Origin of the sequence: Maribacter sp. 1_MG-2023 (assembly GCF_030547005.1) — a bacterium.
In the GTDB taxonomy this organism is placed as follows: Bacteria; Bacteroidota; Bacteroidia; order Flavobacteriales; family Flavobacteriaceae; genus Maribacter.
Window position 1 is genome coordinate 154,290 of record NZ_JAUOPN010000009.1, and the last position, 20,953, is coordinate 175,242.

Below are 20,953 nucleotides of genomic sequence, written 5' to 3' on the forward strand. Positions count from 1 at the left end.
ATTAGTCAGATTTTCTTCTCTAGCAAAGCCATGTAGAATCCGTCAAACCCACTTTTAGAAGCGTATATTTTTTTGTCTTTCACCAAGGTAAAATCTTTTCCTTCTTCAGATTTTAAGAAAGACTGAACCTGATGGCTATTTTCTTGAGGTAGAATAGAACAGGTAGCGTAAACCATTTTACCGCCTGGTTTCACAATTTTACTGTAGCTTCTAATAATATCGTGTTGTGTCTTCACAATCTTGTCAAGAAACTCCGGTTGCATTTTCCATTTAGAATCTGGGTTTCTTCTAAGAACTCCCAATCCTGTACACGGTGCATCGATAAGAACTCTATCGGCGCTACCATAAAGTTTTTTATAAACTTTAGAAGAATCTATTTCACGTACTTCAATATTATGAGCGCCATTACGTCTAGCACGTCTTTTAAGTTCTTTTAATTTACTTCCGTAAATATCCATAGAAATCAATTGACCTTTGTTTTCCATTAACGCTGCTAAGTGCAAAGATTTGCCGCCAGCACCGGCACATGTATCAACAACACGTTGCCCAGGTTCAACATCTAAAAATTCGGCAACCAACTGAGACGAAGCATCTTGAACTTCGAACATTCCGTTTTTGAAAGCTTGAGTAACAAATACATTTGCTCTCTCGACCAATTTCAATGCAGAAGGATGGCCTTTTACAGGTTCAGCAACTATATTCTCTTCTAACAGTGCTTTACGTAATTCTTCTTTGTTAGTTTTTAATGTATTCGTACGTAAAATTACATCTGCAGGTACATTAAGTTTAGCTAACTCTTCGGTCCATAATTTTTCACCCAAAGCTTTTACGCATAGCTCATCGATCCAATCTGGCACAGCCTCTCTATATTTTCTTATTTGAGAAAGCTCGTCGAATTTACCTTTAATTCTTCTTTCTGGTGTTGGTTCTATCTGTTTCCAATCTGGTAAACTAATACCTTTTAAAACTGCCCAAACTGCCCACATACGAAACAGGTCTGGTCTGCTAAAAGGAGCTTTGACTTCTGCAATTTCGGTATATAAACGCTTGTAACGTACCATTTCGTAGGTTGTCTCCGCAATAAAGCCACGGTCTCGAGCGCCCCAACGTTTGTCGTATCGTAGTACTTTTTGAACCACCTTATCGGCGTATTCATTTTCGTTAAATATTAGGTTTAAGGCGTCGATTACGGCAAACACCAAATTTCTGTGTAATTTCATTAGAAGTGATATTATTTTACATGGTCAGAAGATTTGAAGCCGTCATAGTATTGATTATCGATTAGATAGGCTTTAGTCCTCCAAAAAATTATGGCTGCAAAGGTATTGTTTTAGAAGCGATTCCATTTATTTTTGATGAACTTTATACCAGAATACCATGCGTTATACTTTTCTTTTGATTGTTTTGATGGTTTCATGTTCAGAAAGTGTGCAGCCAACTACTTTTAATACCGTGGATATAGAAACAGTATATTCAGATTCTTTAAGCATTAGAGCTATTGAACTTATGGGTAATAGTTTAGCCTTCGCTGCTAATAAAGGCACTTTTGGTACTATAGATTTAGCTACTGGTAAAGTTCGTGCGAATATTGAAAAATACCGTACGAGCGTACCGGCATTTAGAGCAGTGGCACATACATCTACCGATTTTTTTATGCTTTCTATAGAATCGCCAGCACTATTGTACAAAACGGGAGATAATGGTCGAATGGAATTGGTGTATAAAGAGGAGGGAGAAGGCGTTTTTTATGATGCTATGACCTTTTTGAATGATAAAGACGGAATTGCAATAGGAGATTCTGTCGACGGATGCTTAAGTGTACTAACTACTTCGGATGGTGGAAACACGTGGTCTAAGCTACCATGTTCACAATTACCAGAAGGTATAGAAGGTGAAGGGGCTTTTGCGGCTAGTAATACAAATATCAAAACAATAGGTGATAACATTTGGTTGGCTACCACATCTGGAAGAATTCTGTTTTCTTCGGATAAAGGCAAGTCATGGGAAACTTATCAAACTCCTATTAAAAATGCCGAAGCAACAGAGGGTATTTACTCCATTGATTTCTATGATGAAAATTTAGGATTTGCAATTGGCGGAGATTACACTAATCCGGATAATGCAATGGCTAACAAAGCAATCACAAAAGATGGTGGACAAACTTGGAGCTTGGTAGCTAACGGTAATACCCCAGGTTATAAAAGTTGTGTACAATTTGTTCCGGGTACAAACGGAACTGGGCTCGTAGCTATTGGTTTTACAGGAATATCGTATTCATTAGATATTGGAATTAGTTGGAAAGAACTATCAAAAGAGCCTTTCTTTACCATACGTTTTAAAAACGATTCTATTGCCTATGCAGCTGGTAAGAATCGTATATCTAAATTAACTTTCAGGTAATTATCTACCACCTTTATTCTGGCGATACTGCTTCATTAATTGGCGTTTGAATTCTTCTTCAGATCTTAAAAGTAAGAGTGTTTTTTTAGCAGAAATAACTTTGCTTACACTCTTTAGAAAGTTAGTATCCAATACTTCTTCTTCTTCCTCAATTTGTATATGTAAGGCTAATAGGTTTTCTGCCTCTTTTTCTGTCAGCGCATCAGCATCTTTCATTTTACCTCTAATCTGATTGTGATTTTTTTTGCGTAAAACGTTTCTTTTTTCTTGATACTCATTATAAACAGGCCAGAACTCTTGAGCTTCTTTGGTACTTAGGGAAAGTTTTTCGGTAATGAAAGCTACTTTTAGCGTGTTTATCTTCTCCCAATCATGGTTTCTTTGCCCGAAAGAAAGGGTTGTTACAAATAAGAATATGGTTATTATAAGTTTATTCATTGTCTTCAATATTAAATTCATCAAAATCACTTACGTTTTCATTTAAGTAATCTAGTAGGTTATCGCTCTCAATAGGCGAACTTAAAAAATCTGAATATTCAGTATTCGTTACTGGTAAAACTTCAGCAATCTCATAAGGTGAAAGCTCAAAATCGTTATTTTCAAAATAAGCTTCAATATCAGTATTGGCTAAATTACTAAAACTTAATTCACTTGATGAGCTCCAATTGTAATTTAAAGCAATAATTGCAATAGCGGCAATTGAAGCAGCTACAGTTATTATTTTTTTAATTGGAAAAAGCGGAATTACCTTTGGTTCATTATCAAGTTTTCCTATAAGAGATTCATTGAACGATTCAAAATAATTATCAGGCACCTTAAATGCGCTATCCTTTGGGATAGTGCTTTCGGTTTTAGATAATTTATCCATAAGTTTATCCTCAAAACTATCGAAATAGCCTTCTGGAGTTTTAAACGGATTATTTTTGTTTTTGTTCATGATACAAGTTTGACAATCAATTGTATAAAAGGTTTAATCTTCTTTTAAATACTGTTCCAATTTTTTTACTGCTAAATGATACGAAGCTTTTAATCCGCCTACCGAAGTATTCAGTATTTCTGAAATCTCTTCATATTTTAATTCCTGAAAGTACTTCATGTTGAAAACCAGCTTTTGTTTTTCAGGAAGTGTTGCAATAGCTTTTTGAAGTTGAAGCTGAATTTCATCTCCTTCAAAATATACATCAGCTTCTAAATTAGATACTAATTTATCTTGATAGTCAGTATCTGAAACACCTTGCATTTTTACTCTTTGCTTAATAAAATTCAAAGCCTCGTTAGTTGCAATACGGTACATCCAAGAAAAGAGTTTGCTGTCTCCTTTAAATCCGTCTATATTTTTATAAACTTTTATAAAAGTGTTCTGCAGAACATCATCAGCATCGTCATGGCTTAAGACGATATTTCGTATTTGCCAATACAAGCGCTCTTTGTAGGTATCTATCAATACCTCAAAAGCCTGAGCTTGCTTGCTTTTAGTTTTTAAATTTAATACTAATGTTTCCTCTTCAATCACCTAGAAATGAGGTTTGTTTTTACTTGGACTATGAAATTAGGGAAAGGTTTAATCATTATGTAAGGTATTTGATACTTTTTAATAAGTATCCTAATAATTATATAATCTATCCGTTGTAAAATAAACCAAAACTTAATTTTATGATTTTAAAGAAGAGCTTTTTGTTGATGTGTCTTTTTCTAATTTCATTTTCTGTAATCTCATGTAGTGATGACGATGAAGATGTGATGGAACAAAACGAAGAGGAAACTATAGAACTTGCTAGTTTTGTACTTTATGAAAATATTGAATTTGAAGTAGATACAGAAGGATTGAATACTAAACGTTTTTTTTCTACAACCACAGGCGATTTGTATTCTTATGATGAAATTGATGCTGAAATAGCGCCAACTATTGATTTAGCATGGTATGATATGAGTCCGTCAAATCGCGGATTCTTATTTTGGATGAGCCCTGATGATTTGTTCCAAGATGAGCAAATAGAAGGTGGTACAACGACTAAAATGGAAAATACAGCTGATCAGATGACTGTTGAAGTATTTGATGCAATTGCTGATGAAAGTTCGCTTATAGATTTAGTAATTGAAAATGAAGATGAGGCAATGGGACCACAAGATTATCCGACTATTGTTTTATTTGAGAATGCAGCGGGTCATAAAGGTGCTATTAAAATGAAGAGTAACGATGGTCAAATTATGATTGTAGATATAAAGGTTGTTCGATAGTTTAAGCCTTATTCGTAAAAAAAATTAAAAATAATCAGGTATAAAACTTATACCAACGATTGCATTTGCACTAGTTTCTTATATGTGCCATTGAGCTCTAAAAGTTCAGCATGAGTACCTTGCTCAACAATCTCGCCTTTTAGAAGTACTACAATCGTATCTGCATTTTGAATGGTAGAAAGCCTGTGTGCAATGACAATAGAAGTTCTATTCTTCATCATCTTTTCAAGAGCGTCCTGTACCAAGCGCTCGCTTTCGGTATCTAAAGCAGATGTAGCTTCGTCTAATATCATTATAGGCGGATTCTTTAATACCGCTCTTGAAATAGACAAACGTTGCTTTTGTCCGCCACTTAATTTATTACCGCTATCGCCAATGTTAGTTTCGTAGCCATTAGGTAAATCCATTATAAAATCATGTGCATTTGCAATTTTAGCGGCTGCAATAATTTCTTCGTCGGTAGCACTTTCTTTTCCTAATCCGATGTTGTTCTTTACCGTATCATTAAATAATATAGAATCTTGAGTAACCAAGCCCAATAAACCACGAAGCGATTTTTTACTGAGGTTTTTGATGTTATTACCGTCAATACTGATGTCTCCTTTATTAACGTCGTAAAAGCGAGTTACAAGATTAGCAATGGTGCTTTTTCCACTACCAGATTGTCCAACTAAGGCAACTGTTTTGCCTTTTTCAACAGTTAAGTTGAAATTCTTCAACACATAATCATCTTCATATTTAAAAGAGATATTATTGATGTTAACGGCTGTATTAAAAATTTCTTGTTGAATAGGATTTTCAATTTCAGAAATCGGGTTTTCTGTCTCTAATATTTCTAAAACACGTTCTGCTGCTGCATTTCCTTTCTTGACACTATACGAAGCTTTGCTAATAGATTTTGCAGGCGTTAGTATTTGATACGACAATGCCATATACGTTATAAAGAGTTCAGCTTCAAGTGTTTTATCTACAAGTACCATTTGTCCTCCATACCAAAGAATGACTCCGATAGCAGCAATACCAAAAAATTCACTTGTCGGCGATGCTAAATTTTGTCTATTGAGCAGGCTATTAGAAAAATTAAAAAATCTTTTGGTGGACGCTTGAAATTTCTTGGCGAATACCGATTCCGCGTTAAAGGCTTTAATGACTCGTAATCCCCCTAAAGTTTCTTCTAATATAGATAAGAAGTAACCCTGTTCATTTTGAACCTTGTCAGATTTTCGTTTTAAAGATTTGCCTATCAATGAAATTAAAAATCCTGAAACCGGAAGAAATAGAAATACAAATAATGTTAATTTCGGACTAATAGCTAACATGGCTATAATCGTAAAAATTATTGTAAGTGGTTCTCTTATAATTAGTTCTAATATAGATAAAAAAGAATGTTGTATTTCTAATACATCGGATGTTATACGGGCAATAGTATCACCTTTTCTTTTTTCAGAATAATAGGATATTGGTAATTCTACTGTTTTGTCATATAATTCATTTCGTAAATCTTTAAGTACACCATTACGCAGAAATGTAATGAAGTACATGGCTAGGTAATTAAAAAGATTCTTTAGAAGAAACATCGTAATTATTAATCCTACCATTAACATAAGTACTTCGCCTGGATCGCTATGCTCGCTTTGTTCGGTAACATAAAAGTTTAAAGAGTCGGTAACAAAATCCTTTAAATCAGAAATACCATTCCATTTTGGTTTTATGTAAATTTTTTCTGTTTGATTAAAAAGCACGTTCAACATTGGAAATAATGAAATCATCGCCAATGTTGAAAACAGTGCATAAAAGACGTTAGATATAATATTTAAAATAGCATATATCTTGTAGGGCTTCGCAAAGCGAAGAATCTTTTTGAAATAATTCATTAAGCTAAATTAAGCTCAGCAAGAATACTCTTGACCTTATTGTCAAGTTCTGCTGCCACTTTTTTATAATCTTCAGTTTTTTCTAATTTTGTATTTGTACTAATGTAGAATTTCACCTTAGGTTCCGTTCCACTTGGTCTTGCTGCTATTCTAGTTCCGTCTTCAGTTTCGTAAATTAAAACATTAGATTTTGGAATATCAATAGTTTTCTCTTCGCCAGTCAATACATTTTTAGCAATTGAAGTGTTGTAATCTTCAATCCACTTTACTTTAGAGCCAGCAACAGATTCCACCGGATTTTCTTTAAAGTCCTTCAACATTTGCTTAATCTCCTCTGCACCACTAATACCTTTTTTGGTTATAGACACTAAATGCTCTTTGTAGAAGCCATAATCAACATAACATTGAATTAAGTCCTTGTAGAAAGAACTACCATTAGCTTTAGCCTGACTAGCAATTTCACACGCCAATAGGGTAGAAGTAACCGCATCTTTATCACGAACAAAATCACCAACCATATAACCGAAACTTTCTTCACCACCACCAATAAAATCTGATTGAGGGAAATCTTTAATCATTTTACCAATCCATTTGAAGCCTGTGAGTGCAGTTTTAAATTCAACGCCGTATGCTTTGGCCATAGCTTCCATCATAGGGGTAGAAACTATAGTAGTTGCAATAAATTCATTGCCTTTGAATCCTTTTTCTTTTCTTTTTTCAAGAAGAAATTTTGTCATTAAAACCATTGCTTGGTTTCCGTTGACTATTTCCATTTCTCCATCAAGATTACGAACGGCAATACCTAAACGATCACTATCTGGATCTGTACCTACAACCATATCAGCACCAATTTCTTCAGCCTTTTTAACAGCCATAGAAAGCGCTTCGGGTTCCTCTGGATTCGGAGACTTTACCGTTGGGAAGTTTCCGTCAGGTTTAGCTTGTTCTTCTATAATAGTTACGTTTTCATATCCGCCACGTTTTAATACTTCTGGTATAGCGGTAATTGAAGTTCCGTGTAGTGATGTGAAAACAATTTTAAAATCATCTTTACCGGCAGCATTAAAGTTTCCTGCAGCTACAGATTGTGAAATAAAAGCTTCATCAACTTCCTTGTCAATTACTTGAATAAGGCTATCATTTGCTTTAAACTTTATATCTTCAAAGTCAAGAGAGTTAATTTCAGAAATTATAGCTCCGTCTTGTGGTGGTACAATTTGTCCACCATCTGTCCAATATACCTTATACCCATTATATTCTGGTGGGTTATGAGATGCTGTAAGTACAATACCGGCATGACAATTTAAATGTCTAACTGCAAACGAAAGTTCTGGAGTAGTACGCAAATCTGAGAAAAGGTATACTTTAATATTGTTTGCAGAAAATACCTCAGCTACAATTCTAGCTAGCGTATCACTATTATGACGACAATCAAAAGCAATAACTACCTTAATTTCTTCGTCTTTATATGCCTTATTAAGGTAATTACTAAGGCCCTGTGTGCTTTTACCCAATGTATATTTGTTAATACGATTGGTGCCCACGCCCATAACGCCTCGCATACCACCGGTACCGAATTCCATATTTTTATAGAAACGGTCGTTCAGTTCTTCTTTATCGTTGGCGATAAGGTGTTCAATTTCTTTTTTAACAGATGGGTCGAAAAAATCGGTTAGCCAGGTTTTTGCGGTATCAAGGATGTTATCCATTTGGTTTATAGTTTTATGTGCATTTAAGTTAGTAAGAATTTTACTATTCTAAAAGTGCTGTGTTTATTTCTTCTGAAACGATATATCTTTTTTCTTCTTTCTTAGAACGTATTAATATTTCACCAAGAAAACCAGCTAAGAACAATTGTGTTCCTATAACCATGGCTATCAGTGAAATATAAAATTGAGGTCGGTCTGTAATTAATCTTCCAAACTTGTTGATGAATAATTTATCGATACCTAAATAGATAGCAAATCCGAATCCGATCAAAAACATTATAACGCCCAATGCGCCGAATAAGTGCATAGGTCGTTTACCAAATCTAGATACGAACCAAATGGTCAGTAAATCTAGAAAGCCATTTATGAAACGTTCCATTCCGAATTTTGTTTTACCGTATTTACGAGCTTGGTGTTGAACTACCTTTTCTCCAATTTTTGAAAAACCGGCATTTTTTGCAAGAACAGGAATGTATCTATGCATTTCGCCAGATACTTCAATGTTCTTTACAACATCATGCGCGTATGCTTTTAGACCACAGTTGAAATCATGTAATCGAACACCAGATGTTCTTCTTGCTGCCCAATTGAATAATTTTGAAGGTGTATTTTTAAAGACGATAGAATCGTATCGTTTCTTTTTCCAGCCAGATACCAATTCGAAACCTTCGTTGGTTATCATATGATATAACTCCGGAATTTCTTCTGGGTTATCTTGTAAATCGGCATCCATAGTGATGATAACATCGCCGCTTACAGCTTTAAATCCGGCATGTAGTGCTTGAGATTTTCCGAAGTTGCGTAAAAAATGAATTCCTTTAACAGCGGGGTTTTTCTCAGATAATGCGGTGATAATCTTCCATGAGGCATCTGTGCTGCCATCATCAACAAATAGTATTTCATAAGAAAAATGATTGGCTTGCATCACAGATACAATCCAATCATGAAGTTCTTTAAGTGACTCTTCTTCGTTAAGTAAAGGAATTACTATTGATAATTGCATGCGCGACTTGTGGTATTGCCTCCAAAAATACTACAATTACTTAGCATTAATAAGCAGCTTCTTCTTTTTTCAGAATTAATCCTGTAATTAAGCTGATGATTAAAGCAATAAGAACATTTATTATTAAACCTACTGGGTACATAATCCATGCAAGACCTTTTTGCATTTCAATGCCTTGGTCAATTTGTTCTTCAGTAAGACTAGGGTTGTCTTTCATTGCTTTTATCTTACCTATTTCATATACCTTATCTAAATAATCAGGTTCTATTAGGTTAGATTGTATGAAAAACCATAGCAGTCCAACAATTCCAGCTATCAACGCCACACCTGCACCAACTTTTAAAGCTTCAGAGATGGACAATAGTCCGCCACCTGCTTTTTTAAATTGTAGTATTGCGAGTACAATTCCGGCAGCTAATATTATTATTTGAATAATTTGTACAGAAGTCACTTGTTCGTAATGCATGTCCATTACAAAAAGCATAACTGCAAATACAACACCTACAAGACCTGTAAGTAAGCCGTAATTCATTGCAAATTTTCCTGTTTTTGGTTCGTTTTCTTCCATGATGTATAGTGATTATAGGTTGTTTTGTATATTAGTATGGCAATAATTAATAATGTTACAAATGTGGTAAAATTAATTTTCAATATTTTTTTAGATTTCTAATTGTGCATTTGTAGAATTTCACTATTTTTGCAGCCTTAAAATGAGTGCCCGTCGGAATGGGTGCGTTAAAGTTTTTAAAATGAAAAAAGATATACACCCAGAAAATTATAGGATAGTGGCCTTTAAGGACATGTCTAATGAAGAAGTATTTTTAACTAAATCAACAGCTGACACTAAAGAGACTTTAGATGTAGACGGTGTTGAGTACCCTTTAGTAAAATTGGAGATTTCAAGAACCTCTCACCCGTTTTACACTGGTAAAGCTAAATTCTTGGATACAGCAGGTCGTATCGACAAGTTCAAGAACAAGTACAAGAAATTTGTCAAGGAAGAGAAAACAGAAGAGACAAAAGAACAGGAATAGTACTTTTATTTCTTTATATTATATAACGCCTTCGAAATTTTCGAAGGCGTTTCTTTTTCATTTAACTTTTAAATAAAGGAAGTTGTCTATTAAATATAGATGCTCTACGGATATTTGTTAATTTTGAAAAAAAATCATCTCGTATGAATGTTATTCTTTTTGATGGTCCTCGTAGGAATCATCTTTTGCCCTTCACTTTTACGCGTCCCGTTTCAGAAATTCGAGTGGGTATTATGACCTTGAAAGAGCGTTGGGAAGCATTTTTAAAAGTTTCGGTTACATCTTTAACCGAAGAATATTTAAGTGTAAAATACCCTGTTAATTTAGAAGAATCTAATGTTTTTATAGATGCTTCGGTATTACCATCTAATGAGTTGCTAAAAGCGGTAAAAGCTTTGCGATTGGGCGAAAGGTTAATGTCGGGCGAATTGGTAATAGCTTATTTAGCTGCGACTTCTAAAAATGTAGATGAATTAAGTAATTTCAATATAGTTGAATTTAAAGATGATATTGTTCAAATCAATAACACCTGGGATATTTTCGATAAAAATGCAGATATCTTACAGTTTGATTTTGATTTTATAACAAAAGGTAGAAAAAGTCAACCTATTTCAGGTACTAATCGATTAATACATCCTGAACGCATATTTCTGGAAGAAGGAGCAAAAGTTGAATTTAGTATTCTAAATGCTACCGACGGACCTATTTATTTAGGTAAGAACTCTGAAATTTGGGAAGGCAGCCTAATACGAGGGGGCTTGGCACTTTGTAACAATGCTATCATAAAAATGGGAGGTAAGCTTTATGGAGCTACAACTATTGGTCCGTTTAGTAAGGTCTGCGGTGAAGTTAGTAACTCGGTTATATTTGGATATTCAAGTAAAGGTCATGAGGGATATTTAGGGAATGCAGTATTAGGAGAATGGTGTAATATAGGTGCAGATTCCAATAATTCAAACCTTAAAAATAACTATGCTAGAGTCCGTTTGTGGGATTACGCAACGGAGCGTTTTGAACAAACAGGATTACAATTTTGTGGTCTGATGATGGGTGACCATAGTAAGACGGCTATTAATACGATGTTTAATACAGGTACTGTAATTGGAGTAAATTCTAATATTTATGTCCCTGGGTTTCCTAGAAATTTTGTTCCAAGTTTTAGTTGGGGTGGGGCATCTGGATTTACGGCATATCAACCTGCAAAAGCATTTGATGCAGCTAAGGTAATGATGGCTAGAAGGGGAGTGGAGTTTAATGATGTTGAGGCAGATATTCTTACCCATGTATTTGAATTAACCAAAAAATGGAGAAAGTATTAAGTACTTAAGGCTGTAATACAGATAGTTGTGTTTTTAAGCCAAATTAAGATTAAGTATTTTTACAATCTCAAAAGAGATTATTAGATGAAGAAGAAAGTGGCCTTTTACACTTTAGGATGTAAGTTGAACTTTTCAGAAACATCTACCATAGCCCGAAGTTTTGCAGACGAGGGATTCGATAGGGTAGGTTTTTCAGAAAAAGCAGATTTGTATGTTATAAATACATGTTCTGTAACCGATAATGCTGATAAAAAATTTAAGACTATAGTTAAAAAAGCGCAGAAGGTAAATCCCGATGCTTTTGTTGCGGCAGTAGGTTGCTATGCTCAATTAAAACCAGAAGAACTTGCTGATGTAGATGGCGTAGATCTGGTTTTGGGGGCTACAGAAAAATTCAAGATTACCGATTACATAAATGACTTAACCAAAAATGATCATGGTAAGGTTCATTCTTGTGAAATAGCAGATGCCGATTTTTATGTAGGTAGTTATGCTATTGGAGATAGAACAAGGGCATTCTTAAAGGTTCAAGATGGTTGTGATTATAAATGCACGTATTGTACAATACCTTTAGCACGTGGTATTTCTCGAAGCGATACTTTAGAAAACGTTTTAAAGAATGCAGCTGATATATCTGAGCAGGGTATTAAGGAAATTGTTCTAACTGGGGTAAATATTGGAGATTACGGTAAAGGAGAGTTTGGTAATAAAAAGCATGAGCATACTTTTTTAGATCTTGTTACCGCTTTAGATGAGGTAGATGGTATTCATCGTTTAAGAATTTCATCAATTGAGCCAAACCTATTAAAGAATGAAACAATTGAGTTTGTTTCTCAAAGTAAAACCTTTGTACCTCATTTTCATATTCCTTTGCAGAGTGGTAGTGATGATCTTCTTAAGTTAATGAAGCGTCGTTATATGACGAATCTTTATAAAGAACGAGTAGCGAAGATTAGAGGGGTAATGCCTAATTGTTGTATTGGGGTTGATGTTATCGTTGGTTTCCCTGGTGAGACCGAAGAACATTTTTTAGAAACGTATCACTTTTTGAATGATTTAGATATTTCTTATTTACACGTTTTTACGTATTCGGAAAGAGAAAATACACCAGCTGCTACAATGGGTGGAGTGGTTCCTAATAAACTAAGGAGTAAAAGGAGTAAAATGTTGCGCGGATTGTCTGTAAAGAAGAGACGAGCGTTCTATGAGAGTCAGTTGGGTAATAATTTAACGGTGTTGTTCGAGGGTGAGAATAAAGAAGGATATATTCATGGGTTTACTGAGAATTACGTGAAAGTAAAATTACCTTGGAATCCCGGACTAGTAAATACTTTGCATGAAGTGAAGTTGACCGAAATTGATAAGGATGGTCTGGTTCGGTTTAATTTTGTAAATGAAAAAGTAGAAGCATAAAAAAAAGCCTTTCAATTGAAAGGCTTTTTAATTTATTAGATACGAATACCGATAGGTAACATTTCTTTGTATTGTCTTCTGTTCTTTCTAAGAAATCCTGCGATATGAGGACTAGTAGGAACAACTCTAAGATTTCTATCTTGAATAATACTCAAAACAGCTTTTATGAAGTTTTCTCTAAAATCTTCATCTGTAATTTCCTCTGGAACGACTAATTTGGTAAGGAATATCTTTCTTTCTTGAGAAGAATATTCAATTCTGGCAAGATGACCATCTACAGTAGTTTCAAATTGTCGCAGAAAAGAATTGTCATTAATGATAACATCGTTCATATAGAAAATTTTAATTTTGTTGTTAGACAAAAAAATTACGATGTTCTCATATCGTAATTAATCATTCGAGAATGCTGTACAAAATATAACATATCAAATTGCGTATGTTTTTCACATTCTCTTACAAAAGTAGTTAAAAAATACTTAATTTCCTAGTTTTTACTACGCTTCGTGACTATGACAGATAATGTAATTCATGTGTATTGTATGCCTGGTATGGCAGCAAGTCCTACGATTTTTGAGTATATAAAATTACCTAAAGAAAGCTTTGAGCTTCATTTTTTAGAATGGAGTATTCCTGTAAAGGGTATTTCATTCGTTGATTATGCAAAAAACATGTGTAGTAAAATACAACACAAGAATGTGGTATTGTTGGGGGTTTCGTTAGGCGGACTCCTAGTCCAAGAAATGTCTAAGTATATTGAGGTGAGAAAAGTGATAATTGTGTCGAGTGTAAAAACTAGATATGAGCTACCTAAACGTATGATATTTTCGAGGTATACCGGTGTTCATAAACTGCTACCTACTGGTTTGGTTAACAATGTAGAATTATTAGCTAAATATGCATTTGGCGAAAGTGTAACAAAGCGTCTTTCTTTGTATGAAAAGTATTTATCTGTTAGAGATAAAAGCTATATAGATTGGTGTATAAATGAGCTGGTAAATTGGAAGCAAGAGGTGCCCTGTGAAAAATTGGTGCATATACAAGGTGAGAAGGACCCTGTGTTCCCAATTGAAAATTGTGGTAAATGTATACATGTGCCCAATGGAACCCATACCATGATAATACATAGGGCAAAGTGGTTTAACGAGAACTTGCCAACAATTATTTTGGAATAAGATAGTTCTATATATACCTTTGGTAGCGTAAAGTGTTGATAGAAATAATTTAAAATATAAAATTCATGAAAACTATTAAGAATATATTGATGTTGTTAGGTGTTGTGTTCGTTGCGGGTACGTTGATATTTGCTGTGGGAAACACTGACGGTATTGTAAATAATGCTAGGGTGGTTGCAAATGATAGTGTTCAGAAAAACGTATCTAAATCATATAAGATTTCATCAATTGATATACCTGCTGATTTAAATTTTGCAGGAGAAATAGTTCCTCAGGCAGATCCAGAAATTATGGAGCGCATAGATCGTGAATTTTTGGTGAATACCTATTGGCAGTCAAACGCAGTATTACTTATTAAAAGAGCTAATAAGTTTTTTCCTGTAATAGAGCCAATTTTAGCTAAAAATGGAATTCCTGATGATTTCAAATATTTAGCTGTAGCTGAAAGCGGATTGACGAATGTAGTTTCGCCAGCAGGAGCAACTGGTTTTTGGCAGATAATGCGAGAAACCGGTAGAGAATATGGTTTAGAGGTAAATTCAAATGTAGATGAACGTTACCATTTAGAAAAGTCTACAGAGGTTGCTTGTAAGTACTTAAACAGATGGAAAGTCAAATATGGTAGTTGGGCATTAACTGCTGCAGCTTATAACGCAGGACCAGGCGCTATCAATAAATATATGGGTATTCAGCAAGTAGATAATTACTGGGATTTGTTACTTGGTAGTGAAACAGGTAGGTATGTATTTAGAATTATGGCGATTAAAGAAATCCTTTCTAATCCAGAAAAGTATGGTTTTCATATCGAGAAAGAAGATATGTACGAAGCGGTACCGACATTTACTGTAGAAATAGACAAGCCAGTAAGTGATTTTGCTAATTTTGCACAAGAATATGAAATCAACTACAAAATATTAAAGCGCCACAATCCTTGGTTGAGAGAGGCGCATTTAAATAATAATTCTCGTAAGAAGTATACTGTAGAAATTCCTAATAAAGGATACTACAGGGAAACTAAATAAGATTAGATTTTCTTCATTTGCTGCTGCATCATCTTAATTTGATCCGTCAACATATTGTTTTTGTCTAATTTTTTGGCTTCGTTCAGTAACATGGTAGCTTCTCTCTTGCGACGTTTTTGCATAGAAATACCTGCTAGGCTCAATTTTGCCATAGCAACATCATAATCCATTGTTAAGCCAAGCTTTAATGCTTTTTTAAAGTATTTCTCAGCTTGGGTTAAATTGGTTTGAGAAAATATAATACCATGTAGGTAATTATAGTAGCCTTGTTGCTTAAGGGTTAGTGCCCCTTCAGGATTTTTAATTTTATCTAACCAATTCTTTGTTCCAGTTAAATCTTGCTTTCGCATTCTTAAAAAAGCCAAAAGAATAATTTCATTTCTAAAATAAAGAAAGATAAAAATTAATGATAGTAGGATTAAAAATATGCCATTTCCTATGTTGCCTTCTATAAATTGGTACACAGAAAAAGCAATTATGAGTCCTGCAATGATTAATTTTAAATTTTTATTGAACATATTAAAAGTTTTTGTTAGTCGATGATTGTTTGGTTGAAATTTTGAAATTAATCGTAACCCTATTAAAATAAAGCGATTTCGGTGCTAAATTTCGATTCGGGCAAAATTAATCAAAAGCTTCGTTTTGTGACGTACGGATTTATAAAAATATTTTTTTCATATCACTTGTTAAAGAAAAAACTCTTTGTATATTTGCGCCCAGTTTCACAGAGAAATCTGAATTATTCAATTTAAATAGAAAAGGTTTAAGAGATGCCCGGACAAAAAAGAACATATCAGCCGTCAAAAAGAAAGAGAAAGAACAAACATGGTTTTCGTGAGCGTATGGCTTCCGTAAACGGTAGAAAGGTTCTTGCAAGAAGAAGAGCTAAAGGAAGAAAGAAATTGACTGTTTCCTCTGAAACAAGACATAAGAAATAATGATTGCATAGATTTTAAAATATATAGGTGTTACTTTTTTGAAAGTAGCACCTTTTTTTTGCCCAATTCCCAAAATACAAAGATTTCAATATGCCAAAAAGAAAAGATTTAAAGTCAATTTTATTAATAGGATCCGGTCCTATTGTTATCGGTCAAGCATGTGAATTTGATTACGCAGGTAGTCAATCTTTACGTTCGTTACGTGAAGATGGTATTGAAACTATTTTGATAAATAGTAACCCTGCAACTATAATGACAGATCCTTCAATGGCGGATCATGTTTATTTAAAACCATTAACTACAAAATCTATTGTAGAGATTTTAAAAGCTCACCCTCAGATAGATGCAGTTTTACCAACCATGGGAGGTCAAACAGCGTTGAATCTTTGTATAGAAGCTGATAAAAAAGGTATTTGGGAAGATTTTGGTGTAGAATTAATAGGTGTAGATATTGATGCCATTAATATTACCGAAGATAGAGAGCAGTTTAGAGAATTGATGTTGAAGATAGGTGTTGGTATGGCGCCACAGGCTACGGCAACTTCTTTCTTAAAAGGTAAAGAAATCGCTCAAGAGTTTGGTTTTCCGCTGGTAATACGTGCTTCGTATACACTTGGTGGGGCAGGAGCATCTATAGTTTATAAGCCAGAAGATTTCGACGAGCAATTAAGTTATGGTTTAGAGATTTCTCCAATTCATGAGGTAATGATTGATAAAGCCCTTATGGGGTGGAAAGAATATGAATTAGAGCTTCTGAGGGATAAAAACGATAACGTTGTTATTATATGTGCTATAGAGAATATGGATCCAATGGGAATTCATACAGGAGATTCTATAACTGTAGCGCCCGCAATGACACTTTCAGATAGAACATATCAGAAAATGCGTGATATGGCGATTCATATGATGCGTAGTATAGGTGATTTTGAAGGTGGATGTAATGTGCAGTTTGCTGTTAGTCCTGATGAGAAAGAAGATATTATAGCGATTGAAATAAACCCTAGAGTGTCAAGATCATCTGCATTAGCTTCAAAAGCAACTGGTTACCCGATTGCAAAAGTGGCAACCAAATTAGCTATAGGGTACACGCTAGATGAATTAGATAATCAAATTACGAAATCTACATCGGCATTATTTGAGCCAACACTAGATTATGTGATAGTAAAAATACCACGTTGGAACTTCGATAAATTTGAAGGTTCTGACCGTACTTTAGGTCTGCAGATGAAATCTGTAGGAGAAGTTATGGGTATAGGTCGTTCTTTTCAGGAGGCATTGCATAAAGCAACCCAATCATTAGAAATTAAAAGAAATGGATTAGGTGCTGATGGTAAAGGGTATAAAAATTACGATCAGATAATAAGTAAGTTGACCATACCTAGTTGGGATCGTGTGTTCGTAATTTACGATGCAATACAGATAGGTATTCCATTAAGCAGAATTCATGAAATCACAAAAATAGATATGTGGTTCTTGAAGCAATATGAGGAGCTGTATTTCTTGGAGAAAGAAATATCAAAGTATACCATTGCGACATTATCAAAAGATTTATTACTGGAAGCGAAGCAGAAAGGATTTGCAGATAGGCAAATAGCGCACATGGTAGATTCTTATGAAAGCGAAGTTTATAACAAGCGTACCGAGCTTAATATAAATAGAGTATATAAGTTGGTTGATACTTGTGCTGCCGAGTTTAAGGCGATGACACCTTATTATTATTCCACTTTTGAAGCAGAAATAGAAAAACCAGATGGAACACGCTATGTTGAAAATGATAGTATAGTTTCTGATAAGAAGAAAATAGTAGTTCTTGGATCAGGACCGAATAGAATAGGTCAAGGTATAGAATTTGACTACTGCTGTGTTCATGGGGTTTTGGCTGCAGCTGAATGTGGATATGAAACTATTATGATCAACTGTAACCCTGAGACGGTTTCAACAGATTTTGATACGGCAGATAAATTGTATTTTGAACCAGTTTTTTGGGAACATATATATGACATTATTCGTCATGAAAAACCTGAGGGAGTAATTGTTCAATTAGGTGGTCAAACTGCTCTTAAACTTGCTGAAAAATTATCGAAATACGGTATAAAGATTATTGGAACAAGTTTTGATGCTTTAGATTTAGCAGAAGATAGAGGTAGGTTCTCAGAAATGCTATTAGAGAATGATATTCCTTTTCCAAAATACGGAATTGCAGAAACTGCAGATGAAGCTTCTGAGTTAGCAGATACTTTAGATTTTCCATTACTAGTTAGACCTTCATATGTTTTGGGTGGACAAGGAATGAAAATTGTAATCAATAAGGAAGAACTAGAAGAACATGTTGTTAATCTTCTTAGAAAAATACCAAATAACAAATTATTATTAGATCATTATTTAGATGGCGCTATTGAAGCGGAAGCTGATGCCATTTGTGATGGTCAAGATGTTTACATAATAGGAATAATGGAGCATATTGAACCTTGTGGAATTCATTCCGGAGATTCAAATTCAACTTTACCGCCATTTAATCTAGGTGAGTTGGTAATGCAGCAAATTAAAGATCACACAAAGAAAATTGCGTTAGCTTTAAATACAGTAGGTCTTATTAATATTCAATTCGCAATTAAAGACGAGGTAGTTTATATCATTGAAGCTAACCCTAGAGCATCTCGTACAGTGCCTTTTATAGCGAAAGCTTACAAGGAGCCTTATGTAAATTATGCTACTAAAGTCATGTTAGGCGAGAAGAAGGTAAAAGATTTTAACTTCAATCCGCAATTAGAAGGCTTTGCAATTAAGCAACCGGTATTTTCTTTCAACAAATTCCCGAATGTAAATAAGAATTTGGGTCCTGAGATGAAGAGTACAGGTGAAAGTATTCTGTTCATTGATAGTCTTAAGGACGATGATTTTTACAACCTTTATGCAAGACGTAAAATGTACTTAAGTAAATAGTCTTTTTATTAGACTTATAAAATAGTAGAAGGGGAACTTTGATTTTTTTAAAGCTTCCCTTCTGCATATAATCTTCTAATCTCTTTCTTGTCAAATTTGCCAACACTTGTTTTTGGCACTTCATCTATTACGACGTAATTATCAGGTATTTGATAACTAGCAAATTCTTTTGATAAAAATTCTTTCAATTCTTCGGTTGATACATGTTTATTTTTATCTGCTAAAACTAATGTTGCCAAAGGTCTTTCAGACCATTTTTCATCAGGTATTGCAATTACCGCAGCTTCCTTAATATTCGCATGCGACATCAACGCTAATTCGAGTGCAACGCTAGATATCCATTCACCACCACTTTTTATCAAGTCTTTTGTTCGATCGGTAATTTCCATATACCCATTTGCATCTATTGTACTTACATCACCTGTTCTAAACCAACCATCTTTTGTAAAGCTATCGCGGCTATTAGTCTTAAAATAAGACTTAATGACCCAGGCTCCTTTAACCTGTAATTCTCCCATTGTTTTTCCGTCGCGTGGGGCTACTTTTCCGTTATCGCCAATGATTCGCATTTCTATTCCTGGAAATTCAATTCCTTGTTTTGCACGTACTTTAATTTGTTCTTTATAGCTAAGGCTTTCATGTTTTCGTTGAAGTCTACTAGCTGTACCAAGTGGAGAAGTTTCTGTCATACCCCATGCTTGAACTCCTTTAATACCGAAATCCTTTTCAAAATTTTCTATAAGACTACCAGATAATGCAGAGCCACCAACTAAATACTCTTCTAAGGCTAGCTTTGTTTTCGGCGGATTCTTTTTCATTTCTTCATACACGCCTCTCCATATAGACGGTACTCCGTTAGCTTTGTTGATATTTTCACTTTCAAGAATTCTAATAATGGCATCTGGGCGCAAGTGTAATGAGGGCATAACCATATCTGAGCCTGTTAACAGGCACATATAAGGAAAACCCCATGCCATAACATGAAATTGAGGAACGACAAGTAAAATTATATCGTTATTGCTATAGTTACCTGCATTTGGTGATAAAATCGTCATAGCGTGTAAGTACGTTGATCTATGGCTATATAAAACTCCTTTTGGCATACCTGTAGTGCCACTTGTATAGCACATGCCGCTTGCATCATTTTCATTTATGGTCGGCCATTCAATAGCATCTAATTGTTCTCCTATTAAATCTTCGTAATGTATAGTATTAGGTAGGGTAGTTGTATAGCCTTTTGGAGCATTGATGATTATATATTTTTCTACAGTCTCTAGTTTAGGGGCTATTTTTTCTAAAAGAGGAACTAATGTGGCGTCAACAAAGATTACTTTGTCTTCGGAATGATTGATAATAAACTCTGTTTGCTGAGATGATAATCTTATATTGATGGTATGGCAAACAGCCCCTATACCGGGTATTCCGTAATATAGTTCTACATGTTGATAATGATTCCAAGCAAATGTGCCAACCATATCACCTTTAGTTATTCCTAATTTATTTTTTAGTGCATTAGCAAGCTGACAACAACGCTTATATAATTTTCCGTAGGTGTATTCGTGCCTGCTTCCGTCGGGTAGGTATGAAATTAATTTTTTATCAGGAAAAGCGTTATTCGCATATTTTAAGATAGTGTTTGTAGTAAGTGGGTAATCCATTATTAATCCGTTCATAAAAACATCCTTTAAGTATAAATAATTGATTTACCCTTAAATTTAATCAATTTATAATGAGATATCATCACAATTTTAACATTTGCTGATGTAAATAAACGTAGATGTCTCATAACCTGTATAATCCTCTTTTAAGGTTAAAAAATTATTTTATCAGGTAATTTAATAAGTATGATCTTTGAATACTGTATGTAGATTTTTAATAAATTAAATCA

General features: G+C 34.3%; 20 protein-coding genes. 9 read left to right on the forward strand and 11 right to left on the reverse strand.

Annotated elements, in window-relative coordinates:
* Positions 1–5: 5 nt before the first annotated feature.
* Positions 6–1,220, reverse strand: a complete 1,215-nt coding sequence (locus tag Q4500_RS11835) for an RsmB/NOP family class I SAM-dependent RNA methyltransferase (RefSeq protein WP_303599869.1) — start codon at positions 1,218–1,220, stop codon at positions 6–8.
* Positions 1,221–1,377: 157 nt separating this feature from the next.
* Between Q4500_RS11835 and Q4500_RS11840 the strand changes: the two genes are divergently transcribed.
* Positions 1,378–2,400: an oxidoreductase gene (locus Q4500_RS11840; RefSeq protein WP_303599870.1), complete on the forward strand. Its 1,023-nt coding sequence runs from the start codon at positions 1,378–1,380 to the stop codon at positions 2,398–2,400.
* Here the strand turns inward: Q4500_RS11840 and Q4500_RS11845 are convergent, their stop codons facing one another.
* Genes Q4500_RS11845 through Q4500_RS11855 form a run of 3 tightly spaced genes read right to left on the reverse strand, consistent with a single transcriptional unit; the run spans position 2,401 to position 3,913 of the window.
* Positions 2,401–2,838, reverse strand: a complete 438-nt coding sequence (locus Q4500_RS11845; protein ID WP_303599871.1) for a hypothetical protein — start codon at positions 2,836–2,838, stop codon at positions 2,401–2,403. It abuts the gene before it with no gap.
* Positions 2,831–3,337 carry a hypothetical protein gene (locus Q4500_RS11850; protein ID WP_303599872.1) on the reverse strand — a complete coding sequence of 169 codons (507 nt, stop codon included), beginning with the start codon at positions 3,335–3,337 and terminating at the stop codon, positions 2,831–2,833. The genes Q4500_RS11845 and Q4500_RS11850 overlap by 8 nt, the downstream gene beginning before the upstream one ends.
* Positions 3,338–3,370: 33 nt before the next feature.
* Entirely contained in the window at positions 3,371–3,913 is a 543-nt protein-coding gene (locus Q4500_RS11855) for an RNA polymerase sigma factor (RefSeq protein ID WP_303599873.1), read from the reverse strand.
* Between the two features lie 140 nt (positions 3,914–4,053).
* Between Q4500_RS11855 and Q4500_RS11860 the strand changes: the two genes are divergently transcribed.
* Complete coding sequence (locus Q4500_RS11860) at positions 4,054–4,638, forward strand: hypothetical protein (RefSeq protein WP_303599874.1); 585 nt, start codon at positions 4,054–4,056, stop codon at positions 4,636–4,638.
* A 47-nt stretch (positions 4,639–4,685) separates the two neighbouring features.
* On the opposite strand, the gene Q4500_RS11865 is transcribed toward Q4500_RS11860, so the two are convergent.
* The 4 genes from Q4500_RS11865 to Q4500_RS11880 are packed head-to-tail and all read right to left on the reverse strand — an operon-like array spanning position 4,686 to position 9,792.
* Complete coding sequence (locus Q4500_RS11865; protein WP_303599875.1) at positions 4,686–6,512, reverse strand: ABC transporter ATP-binding protein; 1,827 nt, start codon at positions 6,510–6,512, stop codon at positions 4,686–4,688.
* The gene (locus Q4500_RS11870; RefSeq protein WP_303599876.1) at positions 6,512–8,221 is read right to left on the reverse strand and encodes a phospho-sugar mutase; all 1,710 of its coding nucleotides are present in this window, start codon (positions 8,219–8,221) and stop codon (positions 6,512–6,514) included. The genes Q4500_RS11865 and Q4500_RS11870 overlap by 1 nt, the downstream gene beginning before the upstream one ends.
* 43 nt (positions 8,222–8,264) lie before the next feature.
* Complete coding sequence (locus Q4500_RS11875; protein ID WP_303599877.1) at positions 8,265–9,224, reverse strand: glycosyltransferase family 2 protein; 960 nt, start codon at positions 9,222–9,224, stop codon at positions 8,265–8,267.
* Positions 9,225–9,270: 46 nt separating this feature from the next.
* A complete protein-coding gene (locus tag Q4500_RS11880; protein WP_303599878.1) occupies positions 9,271–9,792 on the reverse strand; it encodes a DUF4199 domain-containing protein in 522 nt (173 codons plus the stop codon).
* Positions 9,793–9,973: 181 nt separating this feature from the next.
* Between Q4500_RS11880 and Q4500_RS11885 the strand changes: the two genes are divergently transcribed.
* The 3 genes from Q4500_RS11885 to mtaB all read left to right on the forward strand — a co-directional run bounded on the left by Q4500_RS11885 (position 9,974) and on the right by mtaB (position 12,990).
* Entirely contained in the window at positions 9,974–10,258 is a 285-nt protein-coding gene (locus Q4500_RS11885; protein ID WP_303599879.1) for a type B 50S ribosomal protein L31, read from the forward strand.
* A gap of 143 nt (positions 10,259–10,401) precedes the next feature.
* Complete coding sequence (locus Q4500_RS11890) at positions 10,402–11,577, forward strand: GlmU family protein (protein ID WP_303599880.1); 1,176 nt, start codon at positions 10,402–10,404, stop codon at positions 11,575–11,577.
* Positions 11,578–11,661: 84 nt separating this feature from the next.
* A complete protein-coding gene (gene mtaB / locus Q4500_RS11895; RefSeq protein ID WP_303599881.1) occupies positions 11,662–12,990 on the forward strand; it encodes a tRNA (N(6)-L-threonylcarbamoyladenosine(37)-C(2))-methylthiotransferase MtaB in 1,329 nt (442 codons plus the stop codon).
* A 35-nt stretch (positions 12,991–13,025) separates the two neighbouring features.
* Here mtaB and Q4500_RS11900 read toward each other — a convergent pair whose 3' ends face one another.
* Complete coding sequence (locus tag Q4500_RS11900) at positions 13,026–13,322, reverse strand: GNAT family N-acetyltransferase (RefSeq protein WP_073244921.1); 297 nt, start codon at positions 13,320–13,322, stop codon at positions 13,026–13,028.
* A gap of 177 nt (positions 13,323–13,499) precedes the next feature.
* Here Q4500_RS11900 and Q4500_RS11905 point away from each other — a divergent pair, with 177 nt between their 5' ends.
* Positions 13,500–14,162: an alpha/beta hydrolase gene (locus Q4500_RS11905; protein WP_303599882.1), complete on the forward strand. Its 663-nt coding sequence runs from the start codon at positions 13,500–13,502 to the stop codon at positions 14,160–14,162.
* A gap of 65 nt (positions 14,163–14,227) precedes the next feature.
* Positions 14,228–15,184 (forward strand): lytic transglycosylase domain-containing protein, encoded by a 957-nt coding sequence (locus tag Q4500_RS11910; protein ID WP_303599883.1) that lies wholly within the window; start codon positions 14,228–14,230, stop codon positions 15,182–15,184.
* 2 nt (positions 15,185–15,186) lie between these two features.
* On the opposite strand, the gene Q4500_RS11915 is transcribed toward Q4500_RS11910, so the two are convergent.
* Positions 15,187–15,702 (reverse strand): DUF2892 domain-containing protein, encoded by a 516-nt coding sequence (locus Q4500_RS11915; RefSeq protein WP_299317760.1) that lies wholly within the window; start codon positions 15,700–15,702, stop codon positions 15,187–15,189.
* 252 nt (positions 15,703–15,954) lie between these two features.
* Here Q4500_RS11915 and rpmH point away from each other — a divergent pair, with 252 nt between their 5' ends.
* Complete coding sequence (gene rpmH, locus Q4500_RS11920; RefSeq protein ID WP_027067351.1) at positions 15,955–16,122, forward strand: 50S ribosomal protein L34; 168 nt, start codon at positions 15,955–15,957, stop codon at positions 16,120–16,122.
* A gap of 90 nt (positions 16,123–16,212) precedes the next feature.
* Complete coding sequence (gene carB / locus Q4500_RS11925; RefSeq protein ID WP_303599884.1) at positions 16,213–19,065, forward strand: carbamoyl-phosphate synthase large subunit; 2,853 nt, start codon at positions 16,213–16,215, stop codon at positions 19,063–19,065.
* Positions 19,066–19,112: 47 nt separating this feature from the next.
* Here the strand turns inward: carB and Q4500_RS11930 are convergent, their stop codons facing one another.
* Complete coding sequence (locus tag Q4500_RS11930) at positions 19,113–20,738, reverse strand: long-chain fatty acid--CoA ligase (RefSeq protein WP_303599885.1); 1,626 nt, start codon at positions 20,736–20,738, stop codon at positions 19,113–19,115.
* Positions 20,739–20,953: the final 215 nt, after the last annotated feature.